Origin of the sequence: Corynebacterium hylobatis (assembly GCF_003955685.1) — a bacterium.
GTDB lineage: Bacteria > Actinomycetota > Actinomycetes > Mycobacteriales > Mycobacteriaceae > Corynebacterium > Corynebacterium hylobatis.
Genome location: NZ_RXHJ01000010.1, coordinates 16,476 through 32,482 on the forward strand (window position 1 = coordinate 16,476; position 16,007 = coordinate 32,482).

Annotated in this window: 13 protein-coding genes and 1 riboswitch; of the genes, 11 read left to right on the forward strand and 2 right to left on the reverse strand. The window is 68.3% G+C overall.

All coding sequences use genetic code 11. The features are described 5' to 3' along the window. The first annotated feature begins 50 nt into the window (after positions 1-50). The 9 genes from qcrC (at position 51) to EAH68_RS09040 (ending at position 10,391) form a co-directional block, all read left to right on the forward strand. The gene (qcrC, locus tag EAH68_RS09000; RefSeq protein ID WP_126121001.1) at positions 51-944 is read left to right on the forward strand and encodes a cytochrome bc1 complex diheme cytochrome c subunit; all 894 of its coding nucleotides are present in this window, start codon (positions 51-53) and stop codon (positions 942-944) included. Next, positions 941-2,161, forward strand: a complete 1,221-nt coding sequence (gene qcrA, locus EAH68_RS09005) for a cytochrome bc1 complex Rieske iron-sulfur subunit (RefSeq protein ID WP_126121002.1) — start codon at positions 941-943, stop codon at positions 2,159-2,161. The genes qcrC and qcrA overlap by 4 nt, the downstream gene beginning before the upstream one ends. After that, a complete protein-coding gene (gene qcrB / locus EAH68_RS09010; protein WP_126121003.1) occupies positions 2,161-3,789 on the forward strand; it encodes a cytochrome bc1 complex cytochrome b subunit in 1,629 nt (542 codons plus the stop codon). Before qcrA ends, qcrB begins: the two co-directional genes overlap by 1 nt. A 421-nt stretch (positions 3,790-4,210) precedes the next feature. Continuing rightward, a riboswitch (cyclic di-AMP (ydaO/yuaA leader) is annotated at positions 4,211-4,382 on the forward strand. Between the two features lie 12 nt (positions 4,383-4,394). Beyond that, positions 4,395-5,030, forward strand: a complete 636-nt coding sequence (locus tag EAH68_RS09015) for a C40 family peptidase (RefSeq protein WP_241228390.1) — start codon at positions 4,395-4,397, stop codon at positions 5,028-5,030. A 175-nt stretch (positions 5,031-5,205) separates the two neighbouring features. Continuing rightward, a complete protein-coding gene (locus EAH68_RS09020; protein WP_126121004.1) occupies positions 5,206-6,183 on the forward strand; it encodes a C40 family peptidase in 978 nt (325 codons plus the stop codon). Between the two features lie 3 nt (positions 6,184-6,186). Beyond that, on the forward strand, positions 6,187-7,314 hold the full coding sequence (locus tag EAH68_RS09025) for a glycosyltransferase family 4 protein (RefSeq protein WP_126121005.1): 1,128 nt from the start codon (positions 6,187-6,189) through the stop codon (positions 7,312-7,314). 48 nt (positions 7,315-7,362) lie between these two features. Then, on the forward strand, positions 7,363-8,313 hold the full coding sequence (locus tag EAH68_RS09030; RefSeq protein ID WP_126121006.1) for an ROK family protein: 951 nt from the start codon (positions 7,363-7,365) through the stop codon (positions 8,311-8,313). Between the two features lie 24 nt (positions 8,314-8,337). Then, complete coding sequence (locus EAH68_RS09035; protein ID WP_126121007.1) at positions 8,338-9,078, forward strand: lysophospholipid acyltransferase family protein; 741 nt, start codon at positions 8,338-8,340, stop codon at positions 9,076-9,078. A 131-nt stretch (positions 9,079-9,209) separates the two neighbouring features. Next, positions 9,210-10,391 carry an acyltransferase family protein gene (locus EAH68_RS09040; protein ID WP_126121008.1) on the forward strand — a complete coding sequence of 394 codons (1,182 nt, stop codon included), beginning with the start codon at positions 9,210-9,212 and terminating at the stop codon, positions 10,389-10,391. Here the strand turns inward: EAH68_RS09040 and EAH68_RS09045 are convergent. After that, on the reverse strand, positions 10,388-11,638 hold the full coding sequence (locus EAH68_RS09045; protein ID WP_164546452.1) for a glycosyltransferase 87 family protein: 1,251 nt from the start codon (positions 11,636-11,638) through the stop codon (positions 10,388-10,390). The genes EAH68_RS09040 and EAH68_RS09045 overlap by 4 nt on opposite strands. 129 nt (positions 11,639-11,767) lie before the next feature. Here EAH68_RS09045 and EAH68_RS09050 point away from each other — a divergent pair, with 129 nt between their 5' ends. Both EAH68_RS09050 and EAH68_RS09055 read left to right on the forward strand, forming a co-directional pair. After that, positions 11,768-12,280: a polyadenylate-specific 3'-exoribonuclease AS gene (locus EAH68_RS09050; protein ID WP_126121010.1), complete on the forward strand. Its 513-nt coding sequence runs from the start codon at positions 11,768-11,770 to the stop codon at positions 12,278-12,280. 88 nt (positions 12,281-12,368) lie between these two features. After that, on the forward strand, positions 12,369-13,757 hold the full coding sequence (locus EAH68_RS09055; protein ID WP_164546453.1) for a class II 3-deoxy-7-phosphoheptulonate synthase: 1,389 nt from the start codon (positions 12,369-12,371) through the stop codon (positions 13,755-13,757). A 59-nt stretch (positions 13,758-13,816) separates the two neighbouring features. Here EAH68_RS09055 and pknB read toward each other — a convergent pair whose 3' ends face one another. Beyond that, on the reverse strand, positions 13,817-15,991 hold the full coding sequence (gene pknB, locus EAH68_RS09060) for a Stk1 family PASTA domain-containing Ser/Thr kinase (protein ID WP_126121012.1): 2,175 nt from the start codon (positions 15,989-15,991) through the stop codon (positions 13,817-13,819). Between the last annotated feature and the right edge of the window lie 16 nt (positions 15,992-16,007).

Sequence of the window (16,007 nt, forward strand, 5' to 3'; positions counted from 1 at the left end):
GCAATCGGCCTGCAGCCATTCACTTTCCGTAACCGAATTTTCAAAGGAAAATGATGGATACCAATCCGAACATTGCCGCCGGCGGCGACGTGAAGTCGTCCGCCTCGGCCAAGAAGGCCCGCGGCCGCCGCAAGATGCGTCGTACCGCAGCTGGCGCCTTCGCGCTGACTCTCGGGCTCACCGGCGCGGGCGTTCTCGCCACCGCGCTGACCCCGGACGCACAGGTCGCCACCGCCCAGCGGGATGACCAGGCACTGATCCAGGAGGGCAAGGACCTCTACGACGTCGCCTGCATCACCTGCCACGGTGCCAACCTCCAGGGTGTGCCGGACCGCGGTCCGTCCCTCATCGGTATCGGTGAGGGCGCCGTGTACTTCCAGGTTCACTCCGGTCGTATGCCGATGATGTCCAATGACGCCCAGGCTGAGCGTAAGGCCCCGCGTTACACCGAGGCCCAGGCTCTGGCCATGGCCGCCTTCGTGGCCGCCAACGGTGGTGGACCTGAGCTCGTGTACAACGAGGACGGCACCCTCGCCATGGAGGAACTCCGTGGCAAGAACTACAACGGCCAGATCGACGCCCAGGACATCGCCCGCGGTGGCGAGCTGTTCCGCCTGAACTGCGCCTCCTGCCACAGCTTCACCGGCCGTGGTGGCGCACTGTCCTCCGGTAAGTACGCGCCGACCCTGGATCCCGCCAACGAGCAGGAGATCTACCAGGCCATGCTCACCGGCCCGCAGAACATGCCGAAGTTCTCTGACCGTCAGCTTTCCGCTGACGAGAAGAAGGACATCATCGCCTTCATCAAGGCGACCAAGGAGACCCCGTCTCCGGGTGGCTGGGGCCTCGGCGGCCTCGGCCCGGTCTCTGAGGGTATGGCCATGTGGTTCATCGGCATCACCGTTCTCGGTGCCGCCGCTATGTGGATTGGATCGCGTTCATGAGCAACGAAGTGAAGAAGAACTACACCGCCCAGGAACTCAACGCGATGAGCAATGACGAGCTCGCGCGCCTGGGTACCGAGCTGGACGATGTCACCGTCGCGTACCGCAAGGAGCGCTTTCCGGTCCCGAACGATCCGGCTGAGAAGCGTGCCGCCCGCAACGTCGGCATCTGGCTGGTCGTCGGTATCATCGCTGCGATCGCCTTCCTCGGCGTCTACATCTTCTGGCCGTGGGAGTTCAGGAACCTGGGTGAAGAGGGCCACATGTGGCACACCTTCTACACCCCGATGCTGGGTCTGACCTCGGGTATCTCCATCCTGGGTCTGGGCATGGCGGTCATCCTCTACGTGAAGAACATCATCCCCGAGGAGATTTCCGTCCAGCGCCGCCACGACGGTCCCTCCTCCGAGGTTGATCGACGTACGCTGACCGCGCTGCTCAACGACTCCTGGACCACCTCGACCCTGGGCCGCCGCAAGGCTCTGCAGGGTCTGCTCGGTGGCGCCGGCATCCTCGCCGGCCTGGTCATCGTCGCCCCTCTGGGTGGCATGATCAAGAACCCGTGGAAGCGCGGCGAGATGAACATCATGGGTGACGGCACCCTGTGGACCTCCGGCTGGACGCTCCAGGAGCAGGGCGTGAAGCTCTACCTCGCCCGCGACACCGGTGCTATCGCTGAGAACCACACCGGTGAGGCCGGCAGCCACTGGAGCACCGTCGGTGTCTCCCGCCTGGTGCGCGTGCGTCCGGAGGATCTGGATGCCGGTGGCATGGAGACCGTCTACCCGCTGCCCGAGTCCCTGGTCAACGACGGTGATCTCTTCGATCCCCAGGCCAGTGTCTACACCGAGCAGATGCACTCCATCCATGGTCCGCGTAACCCCGTCATGTTGATCCGCCTGCGCACCGAAGATGCCCAGAAGGCCATCGAGCGTCAGGGCCAGGAGGATTTCCACTACGGCGACTACTACGCGTACTCGAAGATCTGCACGCACATCGGCTGCCCGACCTCGCTCTTCGAGGCCCAGACCAACCGAATCCTGTGCCCGTGCCACCAGTCGCAGTTTGACGCGCTCCAGTACGGCAAGCCGGTCTTCGGTCCGGCCGCCCGTGCTCTGCCGCAGCTGCCGATCGAAGTCGACGAAGAGGGTTACCTCATCGCCGCGGGCAACTTCGTTGAGTCCGTCGGCGCTGCATTCTGGGAGCGTAGGTCCTAATGAGCAACAAACTGGCCCGAATGGGCAACAACATTGATTCCCGCTACACCGTCGCGGGTCTCCTCCGTCCGCAGCTGAACAAGGTCTTCCCGACCCACTGGTCCTTCCTGCTGGGTGAACTGGCCCTGTACAGCTTCATCATCCTGCTGCTGACCGGTGTCTACCTGGCGCTCTTCTTCGACCCGTCGATCACCAAGGTAATCTACGACGGCGCCTACCTGCCGCTCAACGGCGTCGAGATGTCGCGTGCCTACGCGACGGCGCTGGACATCTCCTTCGAGGTCCGCGGTGGACTCTTCGTCCGCCAGATGCACCACTGGGCCGCCCTGATGTTCATGATGGCCATGATCGCGCACATGCTGCGTGTCTTCTTCACCGGTGCGTTCCGACGCCCGCGTGAGGCCAACTGGATCATCGGCGTCACCCTCATCATCCTGGGCATGGCCGAAGGCTTCATGGGCTACTCCCTCCCGGATGACCTGCTCTCCGGTGTCGGTCTGCGAATCATGTCCGCCATCATCATCGCCCTGCCGATCATCGGCACCTGGCTGCACTGGCTGATCTTCGGCGGCGACTTCCCGTCCGACCTGATGCTCGACCGTTTCTACATCGCACACGTGCTGATCCTGCCGGGCATCATCCTCGGCCTGATCGCGGCGCACCTCGCGCTGGTCTGGTACCAGAAGCACACCCAGTTCCCGGGCGCCGGCCGCACCGAGAACAACGTCGTGGGCATCCGGATCATGCCGGTCTTCGCGACCAAGGCCATCGGCTTCGGTCTGCTGACCGCCGCTGTCCTGTCCCTGATGTCCGGTCTGCTGACCATCAACGCCATCTGGAACATCGGCCCCTACAACCCCTCGCAGGTTTCCGCCGGTTCCCAGCCCGACGTCTACATGCTGTGGACTGACGGCGTCGCCCGTGTCATGCCGGCGTGGGAGCTCTACCTGGGTAACTACACCATCCCGTCCGCCTTCTGGGTCGCCCTGGTCTGTGGTCTGATGGTTATCCTGCTGTTCGCCTACCCGTGGATCGAGAAGCGCGCCACCGGTGACGACGCCCACCACAACCTGCTGCAGCGTCCGCGCGATGTTCCGGTCCGTACGGGCATCGGTGCCATGGCCATCGCCTTCTTCCTGCTGGTGACCATCTCCGGTGGCAACGACCACATCGCGCACTTCTTCCAGATCTCGCTGAACGCCATGACCTGGTTCGGCCGCATCGGCGTCATCCTGCTGCCGCCGCTGGTCTACTGGATGACCCACCGTATCTGTGTCGGTCTGCAGCGCAGCGACCGTGCTGTCCTGGAGCATGGCGTCGAGACCGGTGTCATCAAGCAGATGCCGAACGGTGCCTTCGTGGAGATCCACCAGCCGCTCGGCCCGGTCGACGAGGCCGGTCACCCGGTCCCGCTGGCCTACGCCGGTGCCCCGGTGCCGAAGCGCATGAACCAGCTCGGTTACGCCGACCGCGTCGCCCGCGGCTCCATGATCAAGCCCGATGACAAGCGTTTCACCGACTCCGCCGTCGAGACCGCCCACGCCAACGAGCGTGAGGAGAAGGCCATGCTGGAGAACCTCCAGGAGGTCAACCGCGCCAAGGATCGCGAGTCCGGCCTGCTGGACTAGGTCGTTCCCGAAGTCACTGCGCTCACGCGCGAACCCCGTCTCCCCGGTACCTGGGGGAGGCGGGGTTCCGTGGTTTTCTGGGGATGTCAGGGCGGGAAGAGGCATAAAAACCTGAGGGTGTGCTAAATCACATCGGCAGGCAAAGGTTATGGAACCCTCTGTCCCTGCCAATTTCTGGGGTGGAGCGGGGCGGGGGAGAGGTCGGGCAAAGGTCAAGGTCACGGCTCAATAACGGTCGGAATTGGTCGGTGATCCGTCCACATTCCTGAAAAGTCCCTGGATATGAATCCGGGACGGGCCTGTGGATAACAGCTTGGTCACGATGAGCTTCCGGGGTGGCTCGTTGGACATTCGCTGTTGCAGTTTCGTAACCTTATCGAGACATTGCGGGACACCATCAGGAAGTCACCGCATGGCTGAACTGAAAATTACGCCTAATCCCTTCACAGGGAGCCGGGGAACCGACCAGCAGTTTCTGGGGTACATCCGCCGCGAGAGCGTCCCGCACGCAGGTGCAGGGCGTGGAGCGGGGGAGGGAAGCTTCCGTACATCCCAACCCGACAGCTAACCCGGCAGGCACACAGGAAGATTTGGAGTATAGCCCCGTGGCTCAGCAGAACCGCCTCAACAAGACCATCACCCGCCGTATCGCCACCGCCTCCGCGGTGATCATGGGCGCCACCGTCATGGCCCCGGTAGCCGGCGCCTTCGAGGTCGTTGTGCCGAACACCGACATCCGCGTGAACGTTCCGGGCCTGGAGAACATCCAGGGCATCGAGAACGTCCCGAACATCGAGCAGTTCGTCCCCTCCGTCCAGGAGTCCGTGGACACCTACGTGGCCAACGTCGCCACCCCGGGCCCGGCAGCTGCCCCGGCAGCTCCCGCCGCCGCACCCTCCACCGGTCAGGCCATCGTCGACGCTGTCCGCTCCAAGGTCGGTGCCCCCTACGCCTGGGGCGCGACCGGCCCGAACGCCTTCGACTGCTCCGGCCTGACCACCTGGGCCTACCAGCAGGTCGGCAAGTCCATCCCCCGCACCTCCCAGGCACAGGCCAACCAGGGCCAGCAGGTCCCGCTGGACCAGCTGCAGCCGGGTGACATCATCGCCTACTACGGTGGTGCCAGCCACGTCGGCATCTACGCCGGCAACGGCATGATCATCGACGCCCTCAACTCCGGTTCCCCGGTCGGCGAGCGTCCGCTGCACTTCCAGCCGATCCACTCCGCCGTCCGCTTCTAAGCACAGACGGTCACTGTGCCCGCCCATCCGGTCCCGCAAGGTCCGGTGGGCGGGCCTCGTGCATTCGGGGGCAGTCCCGGGTGTCTACAGTTGTCCCTTGAATCTCCACCGGCCCACCATTCCTGAAAGAACCACCTTGCGCCCCCTTCCAGCCCTCAGCCACTGCTTCCGTACGATGACCACCGCCGTGCTCGGCGCGTTCCTGATCACCACCGGTACCGCCCAGGTGGCCGCCGCCGAGGACATCGACACCCTCATCGCCACCATGGATGAGGTCTCCCACGAGGCGACGGCCACCAGTGAAGAGGTCAAGCAGCTCGAGGTCGACATCGAGGAGGGGCAGGGGCGTATCCACACCCTGCGCGCCGACGCCGACACCGCCCGCCAGCGGGCCGAGGTCGCCCGCGCGGCACGGGTGGATTTCCAGGAGGAGGTCGACGGCCTGGCCGGTGTGAAGTACCGGGGGCTGCTGATCGACCCGGTGACCAACGCCATTGCCGCGGCCACCCCGCAGAACGCCATCGACCGCGCCTCCTACCTGGCGACACTGACGCGCAACACGGAACGGGCCGTCGATAAGCTCGCGGAGACCACCGCCGAGGCGGGCCGGGCGCACACCGATGCGGAGCGCTTCCTCGCGGAGGCCAATTTCCAGCAGTCGCAGCTGGAACGGCAGCACCGCGACCTCGCCGCGGAGCAGGAGGTGCTGCAGGAGCGGATCCGGGAGATCGAGGAGCAGGTCACCGCGCTCGATGCCGCGGCGCGGGCCGCCTGGGAGAACAAGAACAACCCGCTGACCCCGGACCTGGCCGGCACCTCCGGGGTGGTGGCCGCCGCCCTGGCCAAACTCGGTTCTCCCTACGGCTGGGGCGCGACCGGTCCGAACCAGTTCGACTGCTCCGGGCTGATGTTCTGGGCCTACCAGCAGCAGGGGAAGACCATCCCGCGCACCTCGCAGGCCCAGCTGGCCGGCGGCACCCCGGTCGCGCGTGCCGAGCTGCAGCCCGGTGACATCGTCGGCTACTACCCGGGCGTCACGCATGTGGGCATGTACATCGGCAACGGCCAGCTGGTCCACGCCTCCGACTACGGCATCCCCGTCCAGGTCGTGTCCGTTGACTCCATGCCGTGGGCGGGCGCAGTACGCTACTGAGCCATGGCGCGTACTCTGCTGGTGACCAATGACTTCCCGCCCACGGTCGGGGGCATCCAGTCCTATCTGCGGGACTTCCTGGACACCCTCGACCCGGCGGAGGTGGTGGTCTTCTCCTCCACGCAGGACGCCCCCGCCGCCACGGCCTACGACGCCCAGCTGCCCTACCGGGTGATCCGCTGGCCGCGCCGCATCATGCTGCCCACCCCGACCACCACCCGGGCGATGTCGATGATCATCCGGGAACTGGGCATCGACACGGTGTGGTTCGGTGCCGCCGCCCCGCTGGCGCTCATGGGTGCCGCGGCCCGCCGTGCGGGGGCACGCCGCATCATCGCCAGCACCCACGGGCATGAAGTGGGCTGGTCCATGCTGCCCGGCGCCCGACAGGTGCTGCGCCGTATCGGCGACACCGCGGATGTGGTCACCTACATCTCCGATTACACGCTGCATCGCTTCCGCCGCGCCTTCGGCACCCGCCCCCGCTTCGCGCACCTGCCCTCCGGCGTGGACACTGACTGGTTCCACCCGGATACCGCAGCGGAGCGCGCCGCCACCCGGGAGCGGTTCGGCCTCGGGGATGGACCGCTGGTGGTGTGCATCTCCCGCCTGGTACCGCGCAAAGGCCAGGACCAGCTGATCCGGGCCTGGCCTGCCGTCCTGGATTCGCACCCCGGCGCACGGCTGCTCATCGTCGGTTCGGGGTCCTACGGGCGCCGCCTGCAGGCCATGGCCGCCCCGCTTGCCGACTCCGTCGTCTTCACCGGCCCCGTCCCCACCCCGGATCTGCGCGCGATCCTGGCCGCCGCGGATGTCTTCGCCATGCCTGCCCGTACCCGGGGCCGGGGACTCGACGTGGAGGGTCTGGGCATCGTCTACCTGGAGGCCCAGGCCTGCGGTGTCCCCGTCATCGCCGGTGATTCCGGCGGCGCCCCGGAGACCGTCACCCCCGAGACCGGCATAGTCGTCGACGGCCGCGACACCGTCCAGCTCACGCGGGCTCTGGTGGAGCTTCTCGACGACCCGCAGCTGCGGGCGACCCTGGGGCTGGCGGGACGCCGGCACGCTACGGGGCAGTGGACCTGGGGGATCATGGGTGCGCGGCTGCGGGAGCTCGTCCGTGCCGGGTGAGCGGATATACTGCCGGGGCTGAACTCAATCGATCCAGAAGGTGGTGCCATGGGCCCCAGTGACCCCCGTCCCACGGTGGGTTTCGACATCGGCGGCACCCACTGCCGGGCCGCGGTGGTGTCCGCCGGGGGAGAGGTCATCGACACCCGCAGCACCGCCACCCCCACCACGGTGGCGGCCCTCGAGGACGCGATCGTCACCATGGTCGGGGAACTACGTGCGGAGCATGACCCCGCCGCCGTCGGCCTGGCGGTCGCCGGATTCCTCGACCCTGCCTGTGAGACCGTCCGCTTCGCCCCGCACCTGCCCTGGCGCGACGCGCCCGTGCGCGCCCGGCTCGAGGAACTGACCGGCCTGCCGGTCACGCTCGAACACGACGCCAATGCCGCCGCCTGGGGCGAGTACCGCCACGGCGCGGCCCGCGGCGCCGGCACCTGGGCGTTCTTCGCCGTCGGCACCGGCATCGGCGCGACGCTGATGATCGACGGGAAGATCTTCCGCGGCGCCCACGGCACCGCCCCGGAATTCGGGCACCTCACCGTGGTGCCCGGCGGCCGGGCCTGCGCGTGCGGCAAACATGGCTGCCTGGAGCGTTACGCCTCCGGCACCGCCCTGGTCGACACCGCCACCGAACTCGCGGTGCCCGGGGTGGCGGGGTTGGGGCGGCGGGTCGTCGAGAAGCACGGAGAGGTCACCGGTGCGGAGATCATGGCCGCCGCGCGGGTGGGGGATCCAACCGGCCTGGCGGCGCTGGCGGACTTCGCCGGTTGGCTCGGCCAGGGCCTGGCGATGGTCACCGACGTCCTCGATCCGGAGCTGATCGTCGTGGGTGGGGGAGTCTCCCTCGACGCCGACCTCTTCCTCGACGCCGCCCGGGAACGGATGGCCCGCTCCATCGTCGGCGCGGGACACCGGCCGCTGCCGGCCGTGGGAACCGCGGAACTGGGCACCCGCGCGGGTATGATCGGCGTGGCAGATCTGGCCCGCGGCCGGATGTGAGCTCAAGAAGACGGGAAGAGACAGATGGAAAAACAGTGGTACTGGATGTTCAAGAATGTCCTCATCGGCCCCTTCCTCCGGGTGTGGAACCGGCCGGAGATGGAGGGCATTGAGCACATCCCCACCGAGGGGGCGGCCATCGTGGCCTCCACCCACCAGGCGGTCATGGACTCCTTCTATTTCCCGGCCCTGAGCCCCCGCAACATCACCTTCCCGGCGAAGGCCGAGTACTTCACCAACCCGGGTCTGATCGGGCGCATCCAGCGGTGGTTCTTCACCTCCATCGGCCAGATCTCCGTGGACCGCGGTGCCGCCGACGCCGGCGAAGCCACCCTCAATGCCGCCCGCACCGTGCTCGACCGGGGTGAGGTGCTCGCCATCTACCCGGAGGGAACCCGCTCCCCGGACGGACGCATCTACAAGGGACGCACCGGCATGGCGCGCATCGCCCTGGCCACCGACGTGCCCATCATCCCCATGGCCATGATCGGATCCCGGAAGGCCAACCCCATCGGCACGTGGATCCCGCGCCCGGTGAAGGTGCGCATGAAGGTCGGCCCACCCGTCGACGGCCGCGCCTACGTCGAGTCCCTCGGCATCGACCCCGATTCCCGCGATGCCGCCCGCCCGCTGACCGACCACGTCATGGCCGTGCTCACCGAACTGGCCGGTGAACCCTACGTCGACGTCTACGCCTCCGAGGTGAAGGCCTCCCTGGCTGCCGGCAAGGGCTACCCGCGCGGCACGGAGCCCGACCGCGGCTGACCGGAACCTGGCCGGGGCCTGGCAGGGCACTTGGTCCGCGGATGGAAGGCCGCTAGAGTGTGTCAACGGACTTCGCCGGGGACCACCCGGCAGCAGATTCCGCACTGCACGGACGGGATGAGGTGAAACAGGTGTCTGCGACCATCCAGTCGACCACCCCACCCGCCACCACCCGGATGCGCTGGCCCGACGTGGCCAAGGGACTGTCGATCGTCGGCGTCGTGCTCCTGCACGTCAGCCTCGCTGTGCCCGAGGGCATGGAGACGGTCGCCGCCCAGCTCAACCGCATCCTCGACCCGCTGCGCATGCCGCTGTTCTTCATGGTCAGCGGCTTCTTCTCCGCGAAGGTCCTCGGCTACACCCTCAAGGACCTCTTCCTGCGCAGGCTGTGGTTCTTCCTCGTGCCCTACGTGGTGTGGGTGCCCATCGAGCTGTGGTTCAAATTCCGCGAATGGCGCATGTTCGACGACAAGGCCATGCCCGGCCTCGGCCGCTACCTCGAGCACATCGTCGAGGGCCGCAACATGTACTGGTTCCTCTACGCCCTGGTCATCTTCAACCTCGTGCTGTGGGCCACCCGGAAACTCCCCTGGTGGGCAGGCGTGCTCATCGGCTTCGCCCCGATCCTCATCCTGCCGCTGCACGCCGACCAGCACATGATCGGCAAGGCGGTGCTCTACCTGCCGGCCTTCCTGCTGGGCGCGCACATGCGCCGGCACATCCGGGAGTTCTCCGGATCTGCCACCGGCCTGCGCAACCTCACCCGCGGCACCCTGCTCTACGCCGCCGGCTTCACCATCTCCGCCGTCTGGGCCTGGCTGAACACCGTCACGGATGTGTCACTGCCCTGGGCGCTGCCCGGTGCGGAAACCGTCGGCTACGTCGACCTGCGGTTGATCGTCAACGCGGTGGTGCAGCTGCTCATGCTGCCCATGGCCGTGATCGTGGCGGTGGTGCTCGGTCGGGTGCCGGTGGTCTCCGACATCCTGTGCTTCCTGGGGCGCCACACCCTGGTCATCTACCTGGGCCACCCCATCGCCCTGACGGTGCTCTACCACTACAACATGCGCGGCATGGAGCTGCCGATCATGCGCGGCGCCGAGAACGTGCTGCATGAGACCGCCTTGTGGATCATCATCGGCCTGTTCATCTCCGCCGTCGGTTCCCTCGCGCTGTGGCTGCTCACCCGGATCCCGTACCTGCGCTGGTCGGTCATGCCGCCGCTGCTGCCGGGCGCGCGGACCACCGCGCCCGCGCAGCCTGCCCGGGCCCCCGCGCCGGCGTCGGAGCCGGTGCGCACCGTCGCTGATTAGCGGCGCGCCGCCGGCACCAGCACCCGCGGGGCAGCCACGGCGGTGCACACCACCGCGAGCGCGAGGAGCACATAGGAGTTGCCCACCACGTGGCCCCACCAGGCCCAGTCGTACTCGAGGCCGAAGTCGTTGGGCAGCAGCCAGTGCGGGGGAGCGAACACCGCCACGGTGATCAGACCGGCGAGGGTGCCGCCGACCGTGCTGCGGCGCTGCCAGGCCACCACACCCAGGGCCAGACCGAGGGGGACCAGCCACACCCAGTGGTGCGACCATGACACCGGGGAACAGACCAGCGCCACGGTCGAGGCCAGCAGCACCACCCCCAGGGGGCGGTTGTCCCCGGCTGCCCCCACCCGCGTCATCGCCGTGATGATCAGCCCCAGACAGATGGCGACCAGCGCCAGCCACACCAGCCCCGGCGCCTGCTCACCGGGTTCCACCAGCCGGGCCAGCAGACCGCGGACCGACTGGTTGGAGGCGTAGGCCTCGTTGCCGATACGTCCGGTGTCACTCAGGGTGTTCAGCCAGTAGGTCAGCGAGTTCTCCAGGCTGAAAGCGGCCGCCGCCAGGGTGAAGCCCACCCCGGCCAGGAAGGTCGTGGCCGCGTGGCGCCACTGGCGCTGCACCAGGAAGACGAGGATGAACACCGCCGGCGTCAGCTTGATCGCCGCAGCCAGGCCGATGAGCACACCGCGGGGCAGCCGGGGGCGGCGGGTGAGCGTGTCGGCGAGCACCAGGGTCATGAGGATGATGTTGATCTGCCCGAAGGCGAGCGTCTCCCGGACCGGCTCCGCCACCAGTGCGAGCGGCAGCAGCCAGGCACCGATCACACGGTGGTCGGCGTCAGCGAGGGTGGGCAGCAGATGGCGCAGGATGATGGTCAGACACCACCACAGCAGCACCGCGCCGAGCAGTGTCCAGCCGACGAGCGCCACCCCGTAGGGCACCAGCGCCAGCGGGATGAACAGGATGGCCGCCAGCGGGGGATAGGTGAAGGGCAGCTCGATGCCGCCGACCTGGTAGCTGCGGGTGTAGAGGTTGTCGCCGGCGAGAAAGGCTTTCGCACCTTCCCGGTAGACGTCGATGTCGATGGCGTAGCGCAGAGAGGGGCCCGCGTCGATGAGCCAGGGCCAGAGCGCGGCCAGCGAGGCGAGCACCGCGAGGATCACCCCGATGCGGTGTCCGGTGCCGGTCAGGCGGGGGAGCGCGGGGGCGGATTCGTTTGCGGGAGCGGTGATCGTCTGCACGTGATGACTATATCGGGACACGGGCCCCACCCCTGCGTGAGAGGCCTACCAGCCAGGCGTTAGGCTGGTTGCCGACCCCGCCACCGCCAGTGGGGTGCCAGACATACTGCCGGAAGGGACGGGCGCGCCGTGCGCTACTTCTACGACACCGAGTTCATCGAGGACGGCCGGACCATCGAACTGGTCTCCATCGGCATCGTCGCGGAGGACGGCCGGGAGTACTACGCCGTGTCCACCGACTTCGACTCGACGAAGGCGAACGCCTGGGTGCGGGAGAATGTCCTGTCCCTGCTGCCCAACCCGGGGGACCCGGTGTGGAAATCCCAGGCCACCATCCGCCGCGAGGTGCTCGCCTTCCTCACCGCCCACCGGCACGGGGACCCGGAGCTGTGGGCGTGGGTGGGGGCCTACGACCACGTGCTGCTCGCCCAGCTGTGGGGCGATATGACCGGCCTGCCGCGGCCCATCCCGCGTTACACCCGCGAGCTCAAGCAGTACTGGGAGTTCGCCGGTAGGCCGCCGCTGCCGAAGAGCCCGGATGACTCCCACGATGCGCTCATCGACGCCCGCCACAACCTGGAGAAGTTCCGGATCTGTGCTGCGGCGCTGCCGCTGGGGCGCGGTAACCGCGTGCTGCGCTAGGGCCCCGACGGGCCCCGACCGGCCCCGACGGGCCCCGGCTGCGCGCCGGGGGGTTACTTCCCTGCATCCGCGTGCTATGAATATGGGTGTGAGTTGGACTGTTGACATCCCGAAAGAAGTTCTCCCCGATCTGCCGCCGCTGCCCGCGGGGCTGAATGAGCGATTCGAGGACGTGATCTCCCGGGAGGCCAGACAGCAGCCGACCTGGGACCGTGCGCAGGCGGAGAACGTCCGCAAGATCCTCGAGTCGGTGCCGCCGATCGTCGTGGCGCCGGAGGTGACCCGCCTGAAGAAGCAGCTGGCTGACGTCGCCCTCGGCAAGGCCTTCCTGCTGCAGGGCGGTGACTGTGCCGAGACCTTCGAGTCCAACACCGAGCCCCACATCCGGGCGAACATCAAGACGCTGCTGCAGATGGCGGTCGTCCTGACCTACGGTGCCTCCACCCCGGTGGTCAAGCTGGCCCGTATCGCCGGCCAGTACGCCAAGCCGCGTTCCCAGGATCTCGACGAGAACGGCCTGCCGAACTACCGCGGTGACATCGTCAACGGTGTCGAGCCGACCCCGGAGGCCCGCCGCCACGACCCGGCCCGCATGGTGCGCGCCTACGCGAACTCCTCCGCCGCCATGAACCTGGTGCGTGCACTGGTCTCCTCCGGCACCGCCGACCTCAAGCGCGTGCACGAGTGGAACCAGGAGTTCGTCGCCGAGTCCCCGGCCGGCGCCCGCTACGAGGCCCTGGCCAACGAGATCGAGGCCGGCCTGCGTTTCATGGAGGCCTGTGGTGTCCGCGATGACTCGCTGACCACCTCCGACATCTACGCCTCCCACGAGGCGCTGCTCGTCGACTATGAGCGCGCCATGCTGCGCCTGCACGAGGACGAGGACGGTCAGACCCGTCTCTACGACCTGTCGGCGCACCAGCTGTGGATCGGTGAGCGCACCCGCGGCATCGAGGATTTCCACGTCAACTTCGCCGCGCTGATCTCCAACCCGGTGGGCGTCAAGATCGGTCCGTCCATCACCCCGGAGGAGGCCGTCGCCTACGCCCGCAAGCTCGACCCGGAGAAGGAGCCGGGCCGGCTGACCATGGTGGCGCGCATGGGCTACGACAAGGTCCGTACCGCCCTGCCGCCGGTCATCGAGGCCGTGGAGGCCGCCGGCCACAAGGTGATCTGGCAGTCCGACCCGATGCACGGCAACACCTTCACCGCCTCCAACGGCTACAAGACCCGGGACTTCGACAAGGTCATCGATGAGGTCCAGGGCTTCTTCGAGGTCCACCGTGCACTTGGCACCCACCCGGGCGGCATCCACATTGAACTGACCGGTGAGGACGTCACCGAGTGCCTCGGCGGCGCCATGGACATCACCGATGTCGACCTGCCGGGCCGCTACGAGTCCGCCTGCGACCCGCGCCTGAACACCCAGCAGTCCCTCGAGCTGGCCTTCCTCGTCGCGGAGATGCTCCGCAACTAGGCTCCCGCCCGCTTATCGACGCCGCGTTCCCCCACCCCGGGGCACGCGGCGTCGCTGTTTCAGCGGCCGAGGGTCAGGCGCACCGTGGAGTCGATGCGGGCGTCCTCGCCGGCGGCGGGGCGCTGGCGGGTGATGGGGCGGGCGTCGTCACGCTCGCGGGAGTTGATGTCCAGACCCACGCCGGCCAGGAGCTGGCGGGCCTGGCCGACGGTCATCCCGACCACATCGGGGACGGTCACCCGCCCGGCGAGCTCGAGGGTGATCTCCGCGTCCGCCGGGTCGATGAGTTCCCCGGCCGCCGGGCTGGTACCCACGGCGGTGTCAGGCCCGGCGCCGGTGGCGCTGCGGTCGCGGCGGACGTCGTCGACGGTGAAGCCGGCGGCCTCGAGGGTGGCGGTGGCGGTGGCCTGGTCCATGCCCGAGACCTCCGGGACGGTCAGCGTGCCGGAGACCACCAGGGAGATCTCGCTGCCGCGGCTGAGTTCCGTGCCGGGATCGGGGGAGACCTCGAGCACCTCACCGCCGGGGACGTCCTCCTCGTACCGGCGGTCGACCGTGGCGACGGTGAGCCCCAGCTCCGCCAGGCGGGCCTCGGCCTCGGTGATGTCCAGCCCGATGACCGAGGGCACCTGAATCGGTTCGGGTCCGCGGGAGACGTGCACGGTGACGGTCGTGCCGATGGCCACCGGTTCCCCGGCGGCCGGTTCGGTGAGCGCGACCCGGCCCTCCTCGACGTCAGGGGAGTAGACGGGTTCCCCGTTGGCCACGGTCAGGGTGCGCTCTGAGGCGGCCGCCTGGTAGGCGAGCACGTCCATACCCTCCGGTGCCGGGACGGTGGGCCGGCCCTGGGAGACCAGGACGGTGACCTCGCCGCCGCGGACGACCTTCTCCCCGTCGCCGGGCTGTGTGCCGGCGGACCGGTCGGTGGGGACCTCATCGTTGTAGACGATCTCGGTGACGGGTGTGAAACCGGCGTCCTCGATGGTGGCGACGGCCGCCGCCCGGTCCATGCCCAGGACCTGGGGGATCTCCCCGTAGCGGCCGGAGCCGAACCACCAGCCGCCCACGGCCACGGCGGCGGTGAGCAGGCTGATGACCACCAGCCACACGATCAGACCTGTCCGACCGCGGTTGCTCAGCGGCTTGGGCGGGGGTGGTGCCTCCAGCGGGGCGGACGGGATCTCCGCGGGCAGCGCCGGCGGCGCCTGCGGGCCCAGCGCCTCGTGCACCCTGGTCTGTTCGACAGGTGGTTCCGCGACGGGGGCGACCACAGCGGTCGGGGGCACGTCGGTGATCTCGGTGACCATGGCCGGCGGGCCGACGAGGTCGGTGATGTCGGTGGGTACGGCTGCCGCCCGGTGCGCGGCGGAGTTCTGCGGGACGGGGACGGTGAAGGCGGGCAGGGTGAGTTCGGCGGCGACGTCATCAAGCGCGGCGAGGAATTCGGCGGCATCCGCGAAACGATCCTGCGGGGCGCGGGCGGTGGCGGTGCCCACCAGGGCGTCAATGAGGGAGGGCACACCCCCGATGCGGGAACTCGGTGCCGGGACATCCTCCTCCAGCCGCTGGTAGGCGTGGTCGAGCGGGTTGTCCCCGGAGAATGGCACCGTGCCGGTGAGCAGCTCGAAGAGCACGATGCCGGCGGAGTAGACGTCAGAGGCCGGGGTGATGTCCGTGCCGTCGACCTGCTCGGGGGAGAGGTAGGCGGCGGTGCCCACGATCTGGTTGGTGGCCGTCGTTGCGGCCGTCGCGGAGCGCACGAGACCGAAATCAGCCAGTTTCACCCGGTGATCACCGTTGATGAGGATGTTGTCCGGTTTGATGTCGCGGTGCACCATGCCGGCTGTGTGCGCGGCGGACAGTCCGGTGAGTACCGCCCGCAGCACTGCGGCTGCCGCATGCGGGGGCATGGGGCCACGTTCGGCGAGCAGTTCACGCAGGGTGCCGCCGGTGATCAGCTCCATGACCAGGAAGAGGTGGTCACCGTCGGAACCGAAGTCGTAGACGTTGACCAGGTTGGGGTGCGTCAGCTGGGCCATGGCGAGGGCCTCCCGGCGGAACCGCTGCCGGAAGACGGGGTCGGTGATGTACTTCTCGTCCAGCACCTTCGCCGCCACCGCGCGGCCGAGTCGGAGGTCCACGCAGCGGTAGACCGTGGACATCCCGCCGCGGGCGATCGGGTGATCGATGCGGTAACGGTCGTCGAGGAGATCTCCCACTGCCAGTTGAGCCATGCGAACAGTATGGTGC

Coding starts and splice junctions, on each gene's coding strand:
- qcrC (WP_126121001.1), top strand. CDS start 51: ATGATGGATACCAATCCGAACATTGCCGCCGGCGGCGACGTGAAGTCG.
- qcrA (WP_126121002.1), top strand. CDS start 941: ATGAGCAACGAAGTGAAGAAGAACTACACCGCCCAGGAACTCAACGCG.
- qcrB (WP_126121003.1), top strand. CDS start 2,161: ATGAGCAACAAACTGGCCCGAATGGGCAACAACATTGATTCCCGCTAC.
- EAH68_RS09020 (WP_126121004.1), top strand. CDS start 5,206: ATGACCACCGCCGTGCTCGGCGCGTTCCTGATCACCACCGGTACCGCC.
- EAH68_RS09025 (WP_126121005.1), top strand. CDS start 6,187: ATGGCGCGTACTCTGCTGGTGACCAATGACTTCCCGCCCACGGTCGGG.
- EAH68_RS09030 (WP_126121006.1), top strand. CDS start 7,363: ATGGGCCCCAGTGACCCCCGTCCCACGGTGGGTTTCGACATCGGCGGC.
- EAH68_RS09035 (WP_126121007.1), top strand. CDS start 8,338: ATGGAAAAACAGTGGTACTGGATGTTCAAGAATGTCCTCATCGGCCCC.
- pknB (WP_126121012.1), bottom strand. CDS start 15,991: ATGGCTCAACTGGCAGTGGGAGATCTCCTCGACGACCGTTACCGCATC.